The 16,375-nt window shown below is 68.4% G+C and carries 14 protein-coding genes; 6 read left to right on the top strand and 8 right to left on the bottom strand.

Annotation, left to right across the window (positions count from 1 at the left end; translation table 11 throughout):
* Positions 1-66: 66 nt before the first annotated feature.
* The 3 genes from GIY56_RS13775 to GIY56_RS13785 are packed head-to-tail and all read left to right on the top strand — an operon-like array spanning position 67 to position 3,098.
* The gene (locus tag GIY56_RS13775; protein WP_154765422.1) at positions 67-867 is read left to right on the top strand and encodes a 2-dehydro-3-deoxygalactonokinase; all 801 of its coding nucleotides are present in this window, start codon (positions 67-69) and stop codon (positions 865-867) included.
* A 60-nt stretch (positions 868-927) separates the two neighbouring features.
* Positions 928-2,328: a dihydrolipoyl dehydrogenase gene (locus GIY56_RS13780; protein WP_154765423.1), complete on the top strand. Its 1,401-nt coding sequence runs from the start codon at positions 928-930 to the stop codon at positions 2,326-2,328.
* Complete coding sequence (locus GIY56_RS13785) at positions 2,325-3,098, top strand: hypothetical protein (protein WP_230312537.1); 774 nt, start codon at positions 2,325-2,327, stop codon at positions 3,096-3,098. The genes GIY56_RS13780 and GIY56_RS13785 overlap by 4 nt, the downstream gene beginning before the upstream one ends.
* Here the strand turns inward: GIY56_RS13785 and GIY56_RS13790 are convergent.
* The gene (locus tag GIY56_RS13790) at positions 3,095-3,958 is read right to left on the bottom strand and encodes an NAD(P)-dependent oxidoreductase (RefSeq protein WP_154765424.1); all 864 of its coding nucleotides are present in this window, start codon (positions 3,956-3,958) and stop codon (positions 3,095-3,097) included. The two genes, GIY56_RS13785 and GIY56_RS13790, sit on opposite strands and share 4 nt — an antisense overlap.
* Positions 3,959-4,115: 157 nt before the next feature.
* On the opposite strand from GIY56_RS13790, the gene GIY56_RS13795 reads away from it, so the two are divergent.
* Positions 4,116-6,539 carry a penicillin acylase family protein gene (locus GIY56_RS13795; RefSeq protein WP_154765425.1) on the top strand — a complete coding sequence of 808 codons (2,424 nt, stop codon included), beginning with the start codon at positions 4,116-4,118 and terminating at the stop codon, positions 6,537-6,539.
* A 3-nt stretch (positions 6,540-6,542) separates the two neighbouring features.
* Here the strand turns inward: GIY56_RS13795 and ribD are convergent, their stop codons facing one another.
* The 7 genes from ribD to GIY56_RS13830 all read right to left on the bottom strand — a co-directional run bounded on the left by ribD (position 6,543) and on the right by GIY56_RS13830 (position 14,748).
* On the bottom strand, positions 6,543-7,529 hold the full coding sequence (gene ribD / locus GIY56_RS13800) for a bifunctional diaminohydroxyphosphoribosylaminopyrimidine deaminase/5-amino-6-(5-phosphoribosylamino)uracil reductase RibD (RefSeq protein WP_154765516.1): 987 nt from the start codon (positions 7,527-7,529) through the stop codon (positions 6,543-6,545).
* A gap of 30 nt (positions 7,530-7,559) precedes the next feature.
* Positions 7,560-8,024: a transcriptional regulator NrdR gene (gene nrdR, locus GIY56_RS13805; RefSeq protein ID WP_154765426.1), complete on the bottom strand. Its 465-nt coding sequence runs from the start codon at positions 8,022-8,024 to the stop codon at positions 7,560-7,562.
* Between the two features lie 121 nt (positions 8,025-8,145).
* Entirely contained in the window at positions 8,146-8,568 is a 423-nt protein-coding gene (locus tag GIY56_RS13810) for a secondary thiamine-phosphate synthase enzyme YjbQ (protein WP_154765427.1), read from the bottom strand.
* A complete protein-coding gene (rmuC, locus tag GIY56_RS13815; protein WP_154765428.1) occupies positions 8,565-9,995 on the bottom strand; it encodes a DNA recombination protein RmuC in 1,431 nt (476 codons plus the stop codon). The genes GIY56_RS13810 and rmuC overlap by 4 nt, the downstream gene beginning before the upstream one ends.
* 103 nt (positions 9,996-10,098) lie before the next feature.
* Positions 10,099-12,072: an RNA polymerase sigma factor RpoD gene (rpoD, locus tag GIY56_RS13820; protein ID WP_154765429.1), complete on the bottom strand. Its 1,974-nt coding sequence runs from the start codon at positions 12,070-12,072 to the stop codon at positions 10,099-10,101.
* Positions 12,073-12,213: 141 nt separating this feature from the next.
* A complete protein-coding gene (gene dnaG, locus GIY56_RS13825; protein WP_154765430.1) occupies positions 12,214-14,097 on the bottom strand; it encodes a DNA primase in 1,884 nt (627 codons plus the stop codon).
* Between the two features lie 66 nt (positions 14,098-14,163).
* The gene (locus GIY56_RS13830) at positions 14,164-14,748 is read right to left on the bottom strand and encodes a TetR/AcrR family transcriptional regulator (protein ID WP_154765431.1); all 585 of its coding nucleotides are present in this window, start codon (positions 14,746-14,748) and stop codon (positions 14,164-14,166) included.
* 76 nt (positions 14,749-14,824) lie between these two features.
* On the opposite strand from GIY56_RS13830, the gene GIY56_RS13835 reads away from it, so the two are divergent.
* Together GIY56_RS13835 and GIY56_RS13840 are read left to right on the top strand one after the other, a co-directional pair.
* Positions 14,825-15,082 carry a hypothetical protein gene (locus tag GIY56_RS13835; RefSeq protein WP_154765432.1) on the top strand — a complete coding sequence of 86 codons (258 nt, stop codon included), beginning with the start codon at positions 14,825-14,827 and terminating at the stop codon, positions 15,080-15,082.
* A gap of 56 nt (positions 15,083-15,138) precedes the next feature.
* Complete coding sequence (locus tag GIY56_RS13840) at positions 15,139-16,347, top strand: alpha-hydroxy acid oxidase (RefSeq protein WP_154765433.1); 1,209 nt, start codon at positions 15,139-15,141, stop codon at positions 16,345-16,347.
* Positions 16,348-16,375 lie beyond the last annotated feature (28 nt).

Consider the following 16,375-nt stretch of genomic DNA (forward strand, 5'->3'; position numbering starts at 1 on the left):
CAAGCGCCGTCTCTGGACAGGGCGGCAGGGCGCGGCCATCTTGCCGCCGCATGACAGGGGGCAGCAATGGATTGGGCAGCGGCAGAACTGGTGACGGGCGAGTTGCGGCTGTGGCTGTTTCGCGGCGATGCCCAAGGGGCGGCGATCACGGCGCCTGCCGGGGACGATCCGGCGGCGGCCCTGCGCGCGATGCTGGCGCCAGGGGCTGCCATCGACGTGATCGCGTCGGGCTGGCCGGGGTCCGCGCCGGTGCGGGTGCCCTGCCCGCCCCCGCCGCCCCTGCCTGCTCTGGCACTTGATCCCCGTGTCACGCTGCACGCGCTTCCGGGCCTGGTGCAGGACCGCCCGGCGGATCTGATCGGCGCACAGGCAACCCGCATCGCCGGGCATCTGGCCCGCCATCCCGACTTTGACGGCGTGCTGTGCCTGCCGGGCCAGCAGACAGTCTGGGCGCATCTCAGCGCGGGCGAGGTCGTCAGCTTTCGCAGCTTTCTGACGGGCGAGTTGCTGTCGGCGCTGACCGCCTCGATGCCGGACGGTGCAAGCGCAGGCTTTGCCGAAGCCGTGCAGGACGCACTGTCCCGCCCGGCGGGGCTTGCGGCGGAACTGTCCTCGGCCCGGGCGCGGCTGGCGATGGGGCTGACGACCCCGCCTGCGGCCCACGCGCAGATGGCGGGCCTGCTGATCGGGGCCGAGCTTGCGGCGGCCCGGCCTTGGTGGCTGGGCCAGCCGGTCACCGTCATCGGCCACGGCTGGCTGGCCGACCGCTATGCCGAGGCTTTGGTGACGCAGGGCCTTGCGCCCGCCATGGCCGACCCGACCCGCGCGCTGCTGGACGGCTTTCGCGCCGCGCGCCGGGCGCTCTGACCGGAACCCGCGCCGCCCCTTGCCGTTCTGTTGCCGACACCCAAGGCCAGGAGCGCCGCGATGACCGAGACCACGCCCGACCTGTCCTGCGACGTGGCGATCATCGGGGCGGGGACCGCGGGGCTTGCGGCGGAACGCGCGGCGCGGGCCGCAGGGGCCAGGACGCTGCTGATCGACGACGGCTTCCGGGGGACATTGTGCGCCAGCGCCGGCTGCATGCCGTCCAAGCTGCTGATCGCGGCGGCGCGCGCCCATGCCGGCCTGGACAGGGCGCGCATGATGGGCATCGACATTCCGGCTGCGCGGGTGGATGGCCGCCGCGTGATGGAACGCCTGCGGACCGAACGCGACCGCTTCGTGCAGGGGGTCAAGGACAGCTATCGCGACCTGCCCCCGGGCACCTGCCTCGACGCCCGCGCCCGCTTCGCCGCGCCCGACCGGCTGGACCTGGACGACGGGCGGCAGGTCGCGGCGCGGGCGGTGGTGATCGCCACAGGCTCGGCGCCCGTGATCCCCAAGCCCTATCGCGACCTCGGACCGCGCGTGCTGACCAGCGATTCGCTGTTCGAGCTTGAGGATCTGCCACGAAGCCTGGCCGTGATCGGCGCGGGACCGCTGGGCGCGGAACTGGCGCAGGCCATGGGCCGATTGGGCGTCCGGGTGGCGATGTTCGACAAAGGCGACAGGCTGGCCGGGATCCGCTGCGACCGGGTTCATGACGCCTTTCGCGAGATCTACGGCATGGATGTCGCCCTGCATCTTGGCTGCGCGCCCCGGCCTTCGGTCCAGGGGGACACGATCCGATTGGAGTGGGACGGCGGGACCGAGGCGTTCAGCCATGTTCTTGTGGCGACAGGCCGCGCCCCGGCGCTGGATGGCCTGAACCTGGAGGCCACGGGCTTGTCCCTGGACGACAGAGGCGTGCCGGATTTCGACCGAATGACCATGCAGTGCAGCGACACGGCCATCTTCATGGCGGGCGATGCGGATGGCGATGCGCCCGTGCTGCACGAGGCCCGGCTGGACGGCACCATCGCCGGGACCAACGCCGCCCTCTGGCCCAAGGTCCAGCCCGCCGACCGCCCGCCCCTGTTCACCATCACCTTCACCGATCCGCCCCTTGCCGCCATCGGCGCGCCGCCCGACGAATGCGCCCTGAACGCCCATGCCAGCTATGCCGACCAGGGCCGTGCGCGGGTCGAGGGTAAGGCCGCCGGACTGCTGCGCCTTGGGGCCGACAAGACGGGCCGGCTGATCGGCGCGGACCTGGCGGTGCCGGGGGGCGATCACATGGCGCATCTTCTGGTCCTGGCGATCATTCGGGGCGCCAGCGCGGCGGATGTCCTGGACATGCCCTTCTATCACCCCACCTTGGAGGAAGGGCTGAAACCCGCCTTGCGCGATTTGTGCCGCCGGGCCAACCTGACGCTGCGCGACGACGGCAATCCCCCGGGGGCATGATGGCGGAACGACTGATCGACTTGGGCAACGGCTTCTGGAACATTCGCGGCACCCTGCGAATCGGCGGGCTGGTGAATGTAGGCACGCACAGTTCGCTGGTGCGGCTGTCCTCGGGGCGGTTCGTGTTCCTGGATTCCTATGGCTTCGGTCCCGACATCGCCCGGCAGGTCATGGCCTTGACCGACGAGGGCCGCGCGGTCGAGGCGGTGCTGAACCTGCATCCCTTCCACACCCTGCATTGCCAGGCGATGCACGCCATGTTCCCGCAGGCGCAGCTGTTCGGATCGGACCGCCACCGCCGCAAGTGGCCGGATTTGCCCTGGCAACCTGATCTGGTCGAATCGCCCGAAGTCGCCGCGCGCTTTCCTGACCTGCGCTTTTCGCTGCCGGACGGGATCGACTACATCTGCCAGAACGAACGCGTCCATGCCGGATCGCTGCTGGCCTTTCATCCCGCCAGCGGCAGCCTGCACGTGGACGACACGCTGAACGTGCTGCCGGTCCCCGGCCTGCTGCGCCGCCTGCTGCGGCTGCCCCGCGTCAGCTTTCACCCGACCCTGGGGCAGGCCCTCCAGGACCGCCCCGGCGCCGCGCAGGATTTCCGGAACTGGGCCGTGCGGATCGCCGAGGACTGGCGCGACACCCGCACCCTTTGCGCCGCCCATTCGGACACCTTGGCGATCCAACCGGGCAGCTTTCCCGACCATGTCCGCAAGGCGCTGGCCCGCGCCGAACCCGCCCTGAAACGGGCCGAGGCGAAGGGCCGCTAGTCCAGCCGCGCGATCAGCGACGAGGTGTCCCAGCGGCCCCCGCCCATCCGCTGCACGTCCTTGTAGAACTGATCGACCAGCGCGGTGACGGGCAGCGAGGCCCCGACCTCGTCGGCGGCGGCCAGGCAGATCGCCAGATCCTTGCGCATCCAGTCCACGGCAAAGCCATGCTCGAACTGGCCCTGGTCCATGGTCTTGTGGCGGTTGACCATCTGCCAGCTTCCGGCGGCGCCCTGGCTGATCACCTCGACCACCTGTTCGACCTCCAGCCCTGATTTCTTCGCAAAGGCCAGCGATTCCGACAGGGCCTGCACCAGCCCGGCAATGGCGATCTGGTTGCACATCTTGGTGATCTGGCCCGCGCCCACGTTGCCCATGCGGCGGCAGATCCTGGCATAAGCGTCGATCACCGGCGCGGCGCTGTCAAAATCCACCTGCGTCCCGCCGCACATCACCGACAGCTGGCCATTCTCGGCCCCCGCCTGCCCGCCTGAGACCGGCGCATCCACATAGCCAATCCCCACCACCTGCGCGGCCTGCGCCAGTTCCCGCGTCACCGCTGCCGATACGGTCGTGTGGTCCACGAAGACCGCGCCCGGCGCCATGCCGGCAAAAGCGCCGTCCGGGCCAAGGCAGACGGAGCGCAGGTCGTCGTCATTGCCCACGCAGGCCATCACCAGATCGGCCCCGGATGCCGCCTCGCGCGGGGTGGCGGCGCAGGACCCGCCATGGCGGGCCACCCAGGCCTCGGCCTTGGCGCGGGTGCGGTTGAACACCGTCACCTGATGCCCGGCGGCTTGCAGATGCCCCGCCATCGGCGCGCCCATCACGCCCATTCCCAGAAATGCCAGCCTTGCCATGTTCCCCTCGATCCATCATGCGGCGCGATCCGCCATCCGTTGAACTGGCCCCGCGCCTCGATTATGCAGCAACCCAACATTCCGGCGCGCCGTGGTCAAGCGCATCGGCACCCCCACAAGGACAGGCAGCGGACCGGCCCATGGATCATCTTCCGACATGCTGACCCTTTTCCGCTGGCTTCTGCGGCTGACCATCGGCCTGATCGTGCTGCTGGTCGCGGCGGTGATCCTGGCCTGGTATTTCGCCGTCCGGTCGCTTCCCGACTATGACGCCACGCTGCAGGTCCAGGGGATCTCGGCCCCGGTCGAGATCGTGCGATCGACCGAGAACGTGCCCCATATCTTCGGCCAGACGGACGAGGACGTGTTCTTCGCCCTGGGCCTGGCCCATGCCCAGGACCGGCTGTTCCAGATGACGCTGCTGCGCCGCGCGGCCCAGGGCCGCCTGGCCGAGGTCTATGGCGCGGGCGCCTTTCCCGCCGACGATCTGGCCCGGCGGCTGGAGCTTTACCGCAACGCGAGCGCCTCGCTCGATTCCCAGGACCAGGCGACGCAGGCGGCGCTGCGGGCCTATTCCGACGGGGTGAACCAGTGGATCGCCCAGGTCAACAAGGGCGCGCTTGGCCGCGGCGCGCCCGAGTTCTTCGTGCTGCCCCAGGACATCGCCTATTGGCAGCCCGCCGATTCGCTGGCCATCCTGAAGCTGCTGGCCGCCGCCGCCAGCAATTCGGCCGCCGAGGAGATCCTGCGCGCCCGGCTGTCGCTGACCTGGCCGGAACGCGGGACGGACCTGCTGGTCGGCGAGGGGAATACCCCCGCCATCCTCCTGCCCCGCTATGCCGACCTGTTCCCCGGCGCCCGCCTGGCCCCGCCCGAGGCGCGCCGCGGCCCGGCCCCCGACCGCGATGCCACGGATTTCCTACGCCCGGGCAGCGGGCTTGGCGCCAACGGCTTTGCCGCCGCGGCGGACCGGACGGCGGCGGGCGGCGCGCTGTTGGCCAATGATCCGCAGGCGCCGCTGGTTGCGCCTTCGATGTATTACCTCGCGCGGCTGCAACTGACCTCGGGCGGGGTGATTGGGGCGACCGTTCCCGGGATGCCAGTGGTGTTTTCCGGGCGCAATCCGCAACTGGCCTGGGGCATCGCGCCTGCCGCCATGGACGACGCCGACATCGCCATCGAGGAAATCCAGCCCGGCCGCGCTGACCGCTATCGCGGCGCGGGCGGCTGGACGGAATTCGCCACCCGGCGCGAGGTGATCCGCGTGCTGGACGAGCCGAACCGCGCCATCACCCTGCGCAGCAGCCGCAACGGCCCGCTTGTGCCGCTGCTGGATCCGGGGCTGGCGGATGTCACGCCCCTGGGCCATGTCGCGGCGCTGCGCTGGACAGGCCTGTCGGGCACCGACACCACGATGTCGGCGCTGATCGGGGTGATGCGGGCGACCGATACGGGCAGCGCGGCGACCGCGCTTGGCCGGGTCGTTGCCCCCGCCATGGCCGTGACGCTGGCCGGCAGCGACGGCATCCGCCAGGTGACGGTGGGCGCCATGCCGCAGCGGGCGGCCAACCACCCGACCGGCGGCGCGATGCCCGTGCCCGGCTGGCTGGCCGAGGGGGAATGGCAGGGCCTCGTTCCCGTGTCCGAGGACAGCCCGACCGAAGAAGGGCTGGCCTTCGCGACCGAGGAACGCGGCCCCCTGGCCCTGCGCCGCACCCGGCTTGCGCATCTGCTGAAGGACCGCGAGGTCCATTCCCGCGACAGCTTCATCGCGGCCCAACTGGATGTCGTCAGCCCGGCGGCCCGCGCGCTGCTGCCCCTGGTGGGGGCGGATCTGTGGTTCACGGGCGAACCCGCCGCCCCCGGCACGCCGGAACGCCAGCGCCAGGACGCACTGAACCTGCTGGCCGAATGGGACGGCGCCATGAGCGAGCACCTGCCCGAGCCGCTGATCTATGCCGCCTGGATGGGTGCGCTACAGGACCGCCTGATCCGGGACGAGCTTGGTCCGGTGGCCGACGACATCCGCAGGCTGCATCCGGGCTTTGTCGATTCCGTGTTCCGCAATCGGAGCGGCGCGGGCGCCTGGTGCGACATCGTGCAAAGCGCCCCGGCCGAGGATTGCACCACCATCGCCCGCCAGGCGCTGGACCGGGCCATCCTGGACCTGACGCAACGCTATGGCCCGGATGTGACCAGCTGGCGGTGGGGCGATGCGCATCAGGCGCGGCACGTGCATCCGGGACTGGGCCAGATCGGGGTGCTGGGCTGGATCGTGAACCTGCCGCAAGCGATCTCGGGCGGGACTTTCACGCTGTCCTCCACCACCATGCTGGGCACCGGCCCGAACCCGTTCGAGGCGGCAACCGGTCCCGGCTATCGCGGCGTCTATGACCTGGCCGATCCCGACAGTTCGGTGTTCATCATCTCGACCGGGCAGTCGGGCCATCCGCTGTCGCGGCATTACGACGATCTGGCGGGGCTGTGGCGGCGGGGCGAATACATCGGCATGTCGCTGGACCCGCAACTGGCGCGCGCGGCGGCAACGGGAATCATGACCCTGCAACCTGCGGCCCCGTAAGGGTCAGGAGGGCGCGATCCGGCGCCATCGGTGAAACAGGTCCGGCCCGATCCGGCGCGTCTCGGCCAGGGCAAAGCGGGGCGCGTCAGACAGCCTGTCAAGCCGCATCGGTCCCACGGCGGGCAACCCGTCGCCGCCCAGGGTGATGCCCGCCGTATAGCCGACGACCTGGTCCACAAGCCCCGCCCGCAGCAGGGAGGCGGCAAGCAGTCCGCCCCCTTCGCAGAAGACCCGGGTGATCCCCGCTTCGGCAAGCTGCGCCAAGGCATCGGCAGGCGGCGCGTCGATCCGCCACAGCGGCCCGTGCATCACCCCCTCGGGCGGCAGATCGGGCAGCGGACGCGAGGACAGCACCACCCGCACCGGCTGGCGCGGCGTCGTCAGGCCGCGGACGTTCAGCGACGGGCGGTCCGCATGGGCCGTGTTCCCCCCCACCATGACCGCGTCATGGGCCATGCGCATCGTGTGGACATGCAGCCGCGCTTGCGGTCCGGTGATCCACTGGCTTTCCCCGCCCGCCGTGGCGATGCGCCCGTCGAAACTGGTCGCCAGCTTCAGCGTCACGAAGGGCCGCCCCTGCTGGATGCGGGACAGGAAACCCGCCTGCAATTCGCGGGCCTCGGCCTCTCTCACGCCCTCGGTCACGGCAAGGCCCGCGTCGCGCAGGATGCGGTGGCCGCGCCCGGCCACGCGGGGATCGGGATCGGTCATGGCCGAAACGACGCGCGCGATGCCGGCGGCAACCAGTCCTTCGGCGCAGGGCGGCGTCCGTCCGTGATGGGCGCAGGGTTCCAGCGTCACATAGGCGGTGGCACCCCGCGCCAGCACCCCTGCCTGATCCAGGGCCATCCGTTCGGCATGGGGACGCCCGCCCGGCTGCGTCCAGCCCCGGCCGACGATGCGGCCCGCTTGCACGATCACGCAGCCGACAGCGGGGTTCGGCCAGACATTGCCCAGACCCCGCCGCGCCAGGCGCAGGGCATGGGCCATGTGGCGCAGGTCTTCCGGGGGCGTCACGGCTCAGTCGCCGGTCGGGGCGGGCCGCAGTTCGGACACGAACTTGTCGAAATCGCCCGCGTCCTGGAAGTTCTTGTAAACGCTGGCAAACCGGACATAGCCGACATTGTCGATGCGCGACAGCGCCTCCATGACGATCTCGCCGATCATCTTCGAGGGGATGTCGGTCTCGCCCGTGCTTTCCAGGCGGCGGACGATGCCGCTGATCATCTGCTCGATCCGTTCGGGTTCGACCGGGCGCTTCTGCATGGCGATGCGGATCGACCGGGCCAGCTTGTCGCGGTCGAAATCCTCGCGCCGGCCGCTGGACTTGACGACGACCAGATCGCGCAACTGCACCCGTTCATAGGTCGTGAAGCGCCCCCCGCAGGCGGGACAGAAGCGGCGGCGGCGAATGGCGACGTTGTCTTCGGCAGGGCGCGAATCCTTGACCTGCGTATCGACGTTTCCGCAAAACGGGCAGCGCATCCGGTTGTCCCCTTCGGTGCTCGGTCGTCCACTAGTATAGGCGGGCAAGCAGGGCTTGGGTAGCATTATCCAACGGACACAAGATGTTCCCTGCCCCGTCTGTGACCGGAATGCCGCGCCGTCACCCGGCCTGAAAGACCGCCGCCACCTCGCGTCGATGGGGCGCGCGGCGGTGTTCCACCAGATAGAGGCCCTGCCAGGTGCCCAGCATCATCCGGCCCCCGGCCACGGGGATTTGCAGGCTGACCGGCAGCACGGCGGCCTTCAGATGGGCGGGCATGTCGTCGGGGCCTTCGTCGCGGTGGCGCAGCCAGGACATGGACGGATGATCGGCGGGCGGCGCGATGCAGTCCAGCCAACCCAGCAGGTCGGTCTGAACGTCGGGATCGGCGTTTTCCTGGATCAGCAGCGAACAGGATGTGTGGCGCACCATCAGCGTCAGCAGCCCGTCCCCAGCCTGCAAGACGGACAGCCAGGCCGCCACGTCGCGGGTGAAGTCGTGGCAGGCCGGGCCGCGCGTCTGGATGGCGAAGACGCGGTTCATTCGGCAGCCTCGGGCGGGTCCAGCATCAGGGCGTCGCCGCCGTCGTGATCGGTGGCGATGCGCTTTTGCGTCCGCGCGCCCAGTTCGCGCAGCATCTCCACCTGGCGGATCACGTTGCCCGATCCCCGGCACAGCCGGTCCATGGCTTGCGTGTGCGCCCGCCCCGCCTGATCCAGGGCGCGGCCCACGGCGTCCATGGATTCGACGAAGCCCGCCACCTTGTCGTAAAGCTGGCCCGCGCGCTTGGCGATCTCGGTCGCGTTGGCCTCGCGCCGTTCGACGGCCCAGATATGCTCGATGGTGCGCAGGGTCAGCATCAGGGTCGTGGGCGTGGTCAGGCCCACGCGGCGCTCCATGGCGAAGCTGGCCAGGGTCGGATCGGCCCGCAGCGCCTCGGAGAACGCACCCTCGATGGGGATGAACATCAGGACGTAATCCACCGATCCGTCGTCCATCCGGTGATAGCCCTTCTCGCCCAGGGTCACGACATGGTTGCGCACGGCGGCGACATGGCGGCGCAGGGCGGCCTGAACCTCGGCCGGATCCTCGGCATTGACCGAGATCTCATAGTCCACCAGCGACACCTTGCTGTCGATCACCATGACCTTGGCGCGCGGCATCCTGACCACCATGTCGGGACGCCACCGCTTGCCGTCCTCGTCGGTCCAGCTGGACTGGGTGTCGTAATGCGTGCCCGCGATCAGGCCCGAATCCTCCAGCAGGCGCTCTAGCACCATCTCGCCCCAGGCACCCTGGCGCTGCTTGTCGCCTTTCAGCGCACGGGTCAGGTTCACCGCCTCGCGAGAGATGTCTTCGGACCGTTGGTGCAGGAATGCGATCTGTTCGCGCAGTCTCGCACCTTCCTCGTCCAGGATCTTGTTCCTGGCCTGCAATTCCGTCTGGAACCGATGCACCTGTTCGCGGAACGGGTTAAGCAGCGCGGACAGTTGGTCCCCCTGCGCCTTTTGCAGGTCGCCTTGCTGCACGCGCAGGGTTTCCGCCGCCAGCAGCTTGAATTGCCCGGTCATTTCCGCGCGCAATTCGCGCAGGGTCTGGATTTCGCGCGCGGCGGATTCGGCGTCCTTTTCGGCGCGCAGCCGCGCCTCGGCCAGTTCGGTGCGGGACGCGGCCAGCAGTTGGCGCGCCTGGTGCAGGGCGTCGGCAAGGCCGTCACGTTCCTCGGACAGTTCGGACAGGCGGGCGGTCTGGCCGTCCAGCCGCGCCTCGTGCTGGCCCGCGCGCAGGGCCAGGGCGCGGGATTCCTCGCCGAGATGAGAAAGCTGCGAGGCGAGATCCTTGGCGCGGGCTTCGGCAAGCCCGCACGCCTTGCGCCAGCCTGCGGCAAGGACCGCCAGGGCCGCAAGCGCCGCCAGGGCGGCGATCAGCAGGAGGCGAAGGGCGGCGGGATCTTCCAGAAGGCTTGGCATCGGCTCTCCACGAACAACTGGGGATAGTGTTCATGGTTTGTGCCGAACTTGCAAGCGGTTCGGCCCACGGTCCCGCCATAAGGACGGGGCCGTGGGATATGGGTCACTGGTCCAGGAAGGACCGCAGCTTGCGCGAACGCGACGGATGCTTCAGCTTGCGCAGCGCCTTGGCCTCGATCTGGCGGATGCGTTCGCGGGTCACGCTGAACTGCTGGCCCACCTCCTCCAGCGTGTGGTCGGTGTTCATGCCGATGCCGAAACGCATCCGCAGCACCCGTTCCTCTCGCGGGGTCAGGCTGGCCAGAACGCGGGTCGTGGTTTCCTTCAGGTTTTCCTGAATGGCGGAATCCAGCGGCAGGACGGCGTTCTTGTCCTCGATGAAATCGCCAAGCTGGCTGTCCTCCTCGTCCCCGATGGGGGTTTCGAGGCTGATCGGCTCCTTGGCGATCTTCATCACCTTGCGGACCTTTTCCAACGGCATCTGCAGCTTTTCGGCCAGTTCCTCGGGCGTGGGTTCCCGGCCGATCTCGTGCAGCATCTGGCGGCCGGTGCGGACCAGCTTGTTGATCGTCTCGATCATGTGGACCGGGATGCGGATCGTGCGGGCCTGGTCGGCGATGGACCGGGTGATGGCCTGGCGGATCCACCAGGTCGCATAGGTGCTGAACTTGTAGCCGCGCCGATACTCGAACTTGTCCACGGCCTTCATCAGTCCGATGTTGCCTTCCTGGATCAGGTCCAGGAATTGCAGGCCCCTGTTCGTGTATTTCTTGGCGATCGAGATGACCAGCCGCAGGTTCGCCTCGACCATTTCCTTCTTGGCCTGGCGCGCTTCCTTCTCGCCGCGCTGGACCTGAGACACGATGCGGCGGAATTCCTCGATATCGACGCCGACATACTGGCCGACCTGCGCCATCTCGTTGCGCAGCTCCTCGACCTTGTCGCGGGACCGTTCGAACAGCGCCTGCCAGCCGCGCCCCGCCTGCTGGGACATGCGGTCCACCCAGGTCGGGTCCAGTTCCGTGCCGCGATAGGCGTCGATGAATTCGCGGCGGTTGATGCGCGCGGCGTCGGCCAGCTTGACCATGCCGCTGTCGATGGTCACGATCCGGCGGTTGATGCCGTAAAGCTGATCGACCAGCGCCTCGATCCGGCTGCTGTTCAGGTGCAGTTCGTTGACCAGCCCGACGATGCGGGACCGCAGCACCTGGTAATCGGTTTCCGCGCTGGCCGAGAAGCTGTTGTCCTCGTTCAGCGTGGCCGACATGCGCTGGTCCTGCATCGCGGCCAGGGCTTCATAGTCGTTGGCAATCAGTTCCAGCGTTTCCAGGACCTTGGGCTTGAGGCTGGCTTCCATCGCGGCAAGCGACAGGCTGGCGCCGTCTTCCTCGTCCTCGTCATCCTCGGAGCGCATGGGGTTGCCGTCGGCGTCCAGCTCCTCGCGCTTTTGCGCGGAGTCGGACTGCACGCTATCCTCGGACAGTTCCTCCTCGTCCGCTTCCTCGTCGTCGAGCGACTGGCCGAAGGTCGTTTCCAGGTCGATCACGTCGCGCAGCAGGATCTCCTCGTCCAGAAGCTCCTCGCGCCACATGGTGATGGCCTTGAAGGTCAGCGGGCTTTCGCACAGGCCCGCAATCATCGTGTTGCGGCCGGCCTCGATCCGCTTGGCGATGGCGATCTCGCCCTCGCGCGACAGCAGTTCGACCGAACCCATCTCGCGCAGATACATGCGCACGGGGTCGTCGGTGCGGTCCAGCTTTTCGGTTTCCGAGGTGGACACCGCCACCTCGCGCGAGGTCGAGCCGACGACGGCCACGGCGCCACCCTCGGGTTCCTCGGCCGCATCGTCGTCCTCGATCACGTTGATGCCCATCTCGGACAGCATCGACATGACATCCTCGATCTGCTCGGACGAGGCGTGTTCGGGCGGCAGGGCCGCGTTCAGCTGGTCATAGGTGATATAGCCGCGTTCGCGCGCCTCGGCGATCATGCGCTTGACGGCCGCCTGGCTCATGTCCAGCGAATGCGCATTGTCGTCCTTGTCGGTCTTGTCGTGATCGTCGTCCTTGGCGGCCATCAACGGCTCCCTTCATCAGGCAGTGATTCGCGGAAACGGCGAATCACTGAACATATGGTCCATATTTAGCGCGGCGCATCTCCGAATCAAAGGGCGCGCGATGCGGCTGATTCGCGAAACCCGCGAATCACTTGCGGGTGGTCAGCGGCGCGGCGGTTTGCGCCAGATCTGGCCATCGACGAACTGGGACAGTTGGTCGGACAAGGCCTTCTGGTCCTTGTCCATGTCCTTCGCATCGTCGTCGTCGAACCGTTCGATCCGGTGACGGGCTTGTCCTATCTGACGAAAGCGCCATGTCAGCCCTTCGTCGGCCTCGCCGCTTATTTCATTCTCGGCCCGCAGGATTTCCTTTTCCGAAATCTTCCTGGCTTCCAGACGGTCCAGGGCCTCGTGCAGATAGGCGGACGCTTCGCCCGCGGTTTTCTCGGCTATCTGCATCGGGATCAAGTTGGGATCGGCTCGCAGCGTTTCAAGCCCCCGCCTGCCCAGGACGCTTCGGGTATTGCTCAGCAGATCGAACAGCAGGGCGGCCCGGTCGGGATGTTGCGGCGCAAGGCGTTCCAGGCGCGTTTCCACCTGTTCGATCAGTTCGGGATGCAGCGCGCAGATCAGCAGGCTGGCCCCCTCCAGCAGGGTGCTGGCGGCCTGGGGATCGGCGGCGGCGGGAATGGGCAGGACAGGACGCGGAGGTTTCGCCGTCCCGCCGCGCTTGCCGGGCTTCCAGTCCCCCCGCCGGGACGCGGTGCCGAACAGGTCCCACTGCTTGTTGCGCAGTTCCTTGGCGTAATGGTTGCGGGTCAACTCGTCGGGGATCTTCGCGACGGCATCGGCCAGCCGCTTTTCCAGCGCGGCCTTGCGTTCGGGGCTGTCGAAGTTCTGGCCTTCGGTTTCGCGCGCCCACAGCAGATCGACCAGCGGACGCGCCCCGTCCAGCAGCGCGCCCATCGCGCCCGGTCCCGCCCCCTTGATGAGATCGTCGGGATCCTGGCCCGCGGGCAGGATGACGAAGCGCAGCGCCTGCCCCGGCCCGGTCAGAGGCAGGGCCAGGTCGATCAGCCGCTGGGCCGCGCGCTGTCCCGCCGCATCGCCGTCAAGCGCGATCACGGGTTCGGGGCTGACGCGCCACATAAGGCGCAACTGATCCTCGGTGATGGCGGTGCCCAAGGGAGCCACCGCGCCCTCGAACCCCGCGCGGGCCAGGGCGATCACGTCCATGTAGCCTTCGGCCACGACCAGCCGCTGCCCCTTGGCGACGGCGGCGCGGGCGGGACCGAGGTTGTAAAGGTTGCGGCCCTTGTCGAACAGCGGCGTTTCCGGACTGTTGAGGTACTTGGCCCGCGCGTTCGGATCCATGGCCCGTCCGCCGAAACCGATGCAGCGGCCCTGCCCGTCCCGGATCGGAAAGATGATGCGGCCCCGGAACCGGTCATAGGCCGCACCGCCATCGTCAGGCTTGGCCGACATGCCGGATTCGACGATCAGCCCTTCGTCAAAGCCCTTGTCGCGCAACGCCTGGGTCAACGCCGTGCGGCTGTCGGGGGCAAAGCCGATCTCGAACCGGTCGAGCGCCGCCTGGTCCAGGCCACGGCGGGTCAGGTAATCGCGCGCCTCGGCAGCGGCACCGGTTTGCAATTGCAGGCGGAACCAGCGGCAGGCGGCCTCGGTCACGTCCAGCAGGCGGGTGCGGCGGTCGGTCTTTTCGCGGGCGCGGGGATCGGGTTCGGGCATCTGCAAGCCGGCCTCGGCGGCCAGCAGCTTGACGGCGTCGATGAACTCCATCCCGTCGGCCTCGCGCAGGAACCTGATGGCGTCGCCCTTGGCCTGGCAGCCGAAGCAGTAATAATAGCCCTTCTGGTCATCGCAATGAAAACTGGCGGATTTTTCCTGGTGGAACGGGCACGGCGCCCACCAGTCGCCCCGCCCCTGGTTCGACTTGCGCAGATCCCAAACCACCTTCTTCCCGATCACGCGGCTGATCGGGACGCGGTTGCGAATCTCGTCAAGGAAGCCGGGGGGCAGACTCATGGGGTGATTATCGCGCCGCGGGCGGCGTCAAGGAAAGGGGGTATTTGGGCAAGAAAGAAGCGGCAGTCAATGCGCCCCCACCGCGCCGCGCGCCAGGCCCCAGTAGATGTCGCCGATGCGCTGTCGGTCCAGCCGCCCGCCTTCGCGGTACCAGTTGGTCACCCCGGTCAGCATCGCGATCAGCGCCATCGTCGCCAAGCGCGGGTCGTCGATGCGCATGGCGCCCGCCGCCATCCCGTCGCGCAGGATGGTTTCCAGGGCGGATTCGTATTCGCCGCGCAGGGCGGCAATGCGGGCGAAGTTTTCCGGCGTCAGGTTGCGCAGCTCCATATAGGACAGGAAGACCGCATCGGCGTGATCCAGGCTGGTGTCGATGTGAAAGCGCACGAAGCGTTCCAGCCGCGCCAGGGGATCGCCCGCAACGTCGGACCAGGCGCCCAGCAGTTCCTGCATGTGGCTTTCCAGCAGGTCGAACAGCAGCGCCTGCTTGTCGGGGGTATAGGCATAAAGCGCCCCCGCCTGCACCCCCACGGCGGACGCGATCTGGCGCATCGACACGGCCGCGTAACCCTGCCGCGCGAACAGGCGGCGGGCATGGGTGCGGATCAGGGGGCCGGTGATCTCGGCGCGGGAACCTTGGGTGCGGGCCATGGGGGTCTTCTAGCGCGCGGTCCCGCCCCGGGAAAGCCCGTTGCCCCCCCGGATGGCGTATCCTAGGCTGCGGGTCATGAAAAATGCCCTGACCCTGATCGCCTGCGCCGCCCTTCTGTCCGGCTGCGGCGACGAGCCTTATCCAAGCCTGCTGCCGACCGACCGGATCCTGGCGGAACCCGTCCTGCCCGACCACGCGCCAGCCGCCACGTCCCCCGCCGCAGTCGATGCCGAGGCCGAGGCCCGCGCAGCCGCGCTTCGCAGGCGGGCCGATGCCCTGCGCGGCCCGGTGATCGAACCCGATGCGCTGGCGCGGATGCGGCCGCGGGATTGATTGCCCTTTGCCGCGTCTTCTGGTAAAAAAATTTGACCAAGCTGCGGAGGAGTTTCATGCCCGTCATCACCTCGATCGAAGATCTGAAGCGGATGCACCGCGCGCGCACCCCCAAGATGTTCTATGATTACGCGGAATCGGGCAGCTATACCGAACAGACCTTCCGCGAGAACACGACCGACTTCGCGCGCCTCAAGCTGCGCCAGAAGGTGGCGGTGGACATGTCGAACCGCAGCACGGCGTCCGACATCGTGGGCCTGCCCGCGGCGATGCCGGTGGCGCTGGCCCCGGTGGGCATGACGGGGATGCAGCACGCCGACGGTGAAATCCATGCCGCCCGCGCGGCGGAAAAGTTCGGCCTGCCCTTCTGCCTGTCCACGATGTCGATCTGTTCGCTGGAAGATGTCGCGGAACATACCGCCAAGCCCTTCATGTTCCAGCTTTACGTGATGAAGGACCAGGATTTCCTGGCCACCATCATCGAACGGGCGAAAAAGGTCAAATGCAGTGCCCTGGTGCTGACGCTGGACCTGCAAATCCTGGGCCAGCGGCACAAGGATCTGAAGAACGGGCTGTCCGCGCCCCCCAAGCTGACCCTGCCCACGCTGCTGGATCTGGCGACGCGCTGGCGGTGGGGCATGGGGATGCTGCAAACAAGGCGCCGCTTCTTCGGCAATATCGTGGGCCATGCCAAGGGCGTGGGCGATCCCTCCAGCCTGATGAGCTGGACGGCCGAGCAGTTCGACGAAAAGCTGGACTGGGACAAGATCTCCCGGATCCGCGACCTGTGGGGCGGCAAGCTGATCCTGAAGGGCGTGCTGGACCCCGAGGACGCCCGCATCGCCGCCGATTTCGGCGCGGACGCGATCATCGTCAGCAACCACGGCGGGCGGCAGCTGGACGGGGCGCTGTCATCCATCAGGATGCTGCCGCATATCGTCAAGGCGGTGGGCCACCGGGTGGAAATCCACATGGACAGCGGCATCCGATCAGGCCAGGACGTGCTGAAGGCCCTGGCCCTTGGGGCGCATTCGACCTGGATCGGGCGGGCCTGGCTGCATGGCCTGGGCGCCATGGGCGAGGCGGGCGTGACGAAGGCGCTGGAGATCATCCGCAAGGAACTGGACATCAGCATGGCGCTGTGCGGCGAACGCGACATCCGGGACATCGGGCCGCAGAACGTGATGATCCCGCGCGGCTTCCTGGACGAATACGACATCCCGCAGCCGATGGGGGCTTCACAAATCGCCCCCGTTGCCGTATAGGCCGCCACCTGCCGCCATGCACCCTTGG

Origin of the sequence: Paracoccus lichenicola (assembly GCF_009708075.1) — a bacterium.
In the GTDB taxonomy this organism is placed as follows: Bacteria; Pseudomonadota; Alphaproteobacteria; order Rhodobacterales; family Rhodobacteraceae; genus Paracoccus; species Paracoccus lichenicola.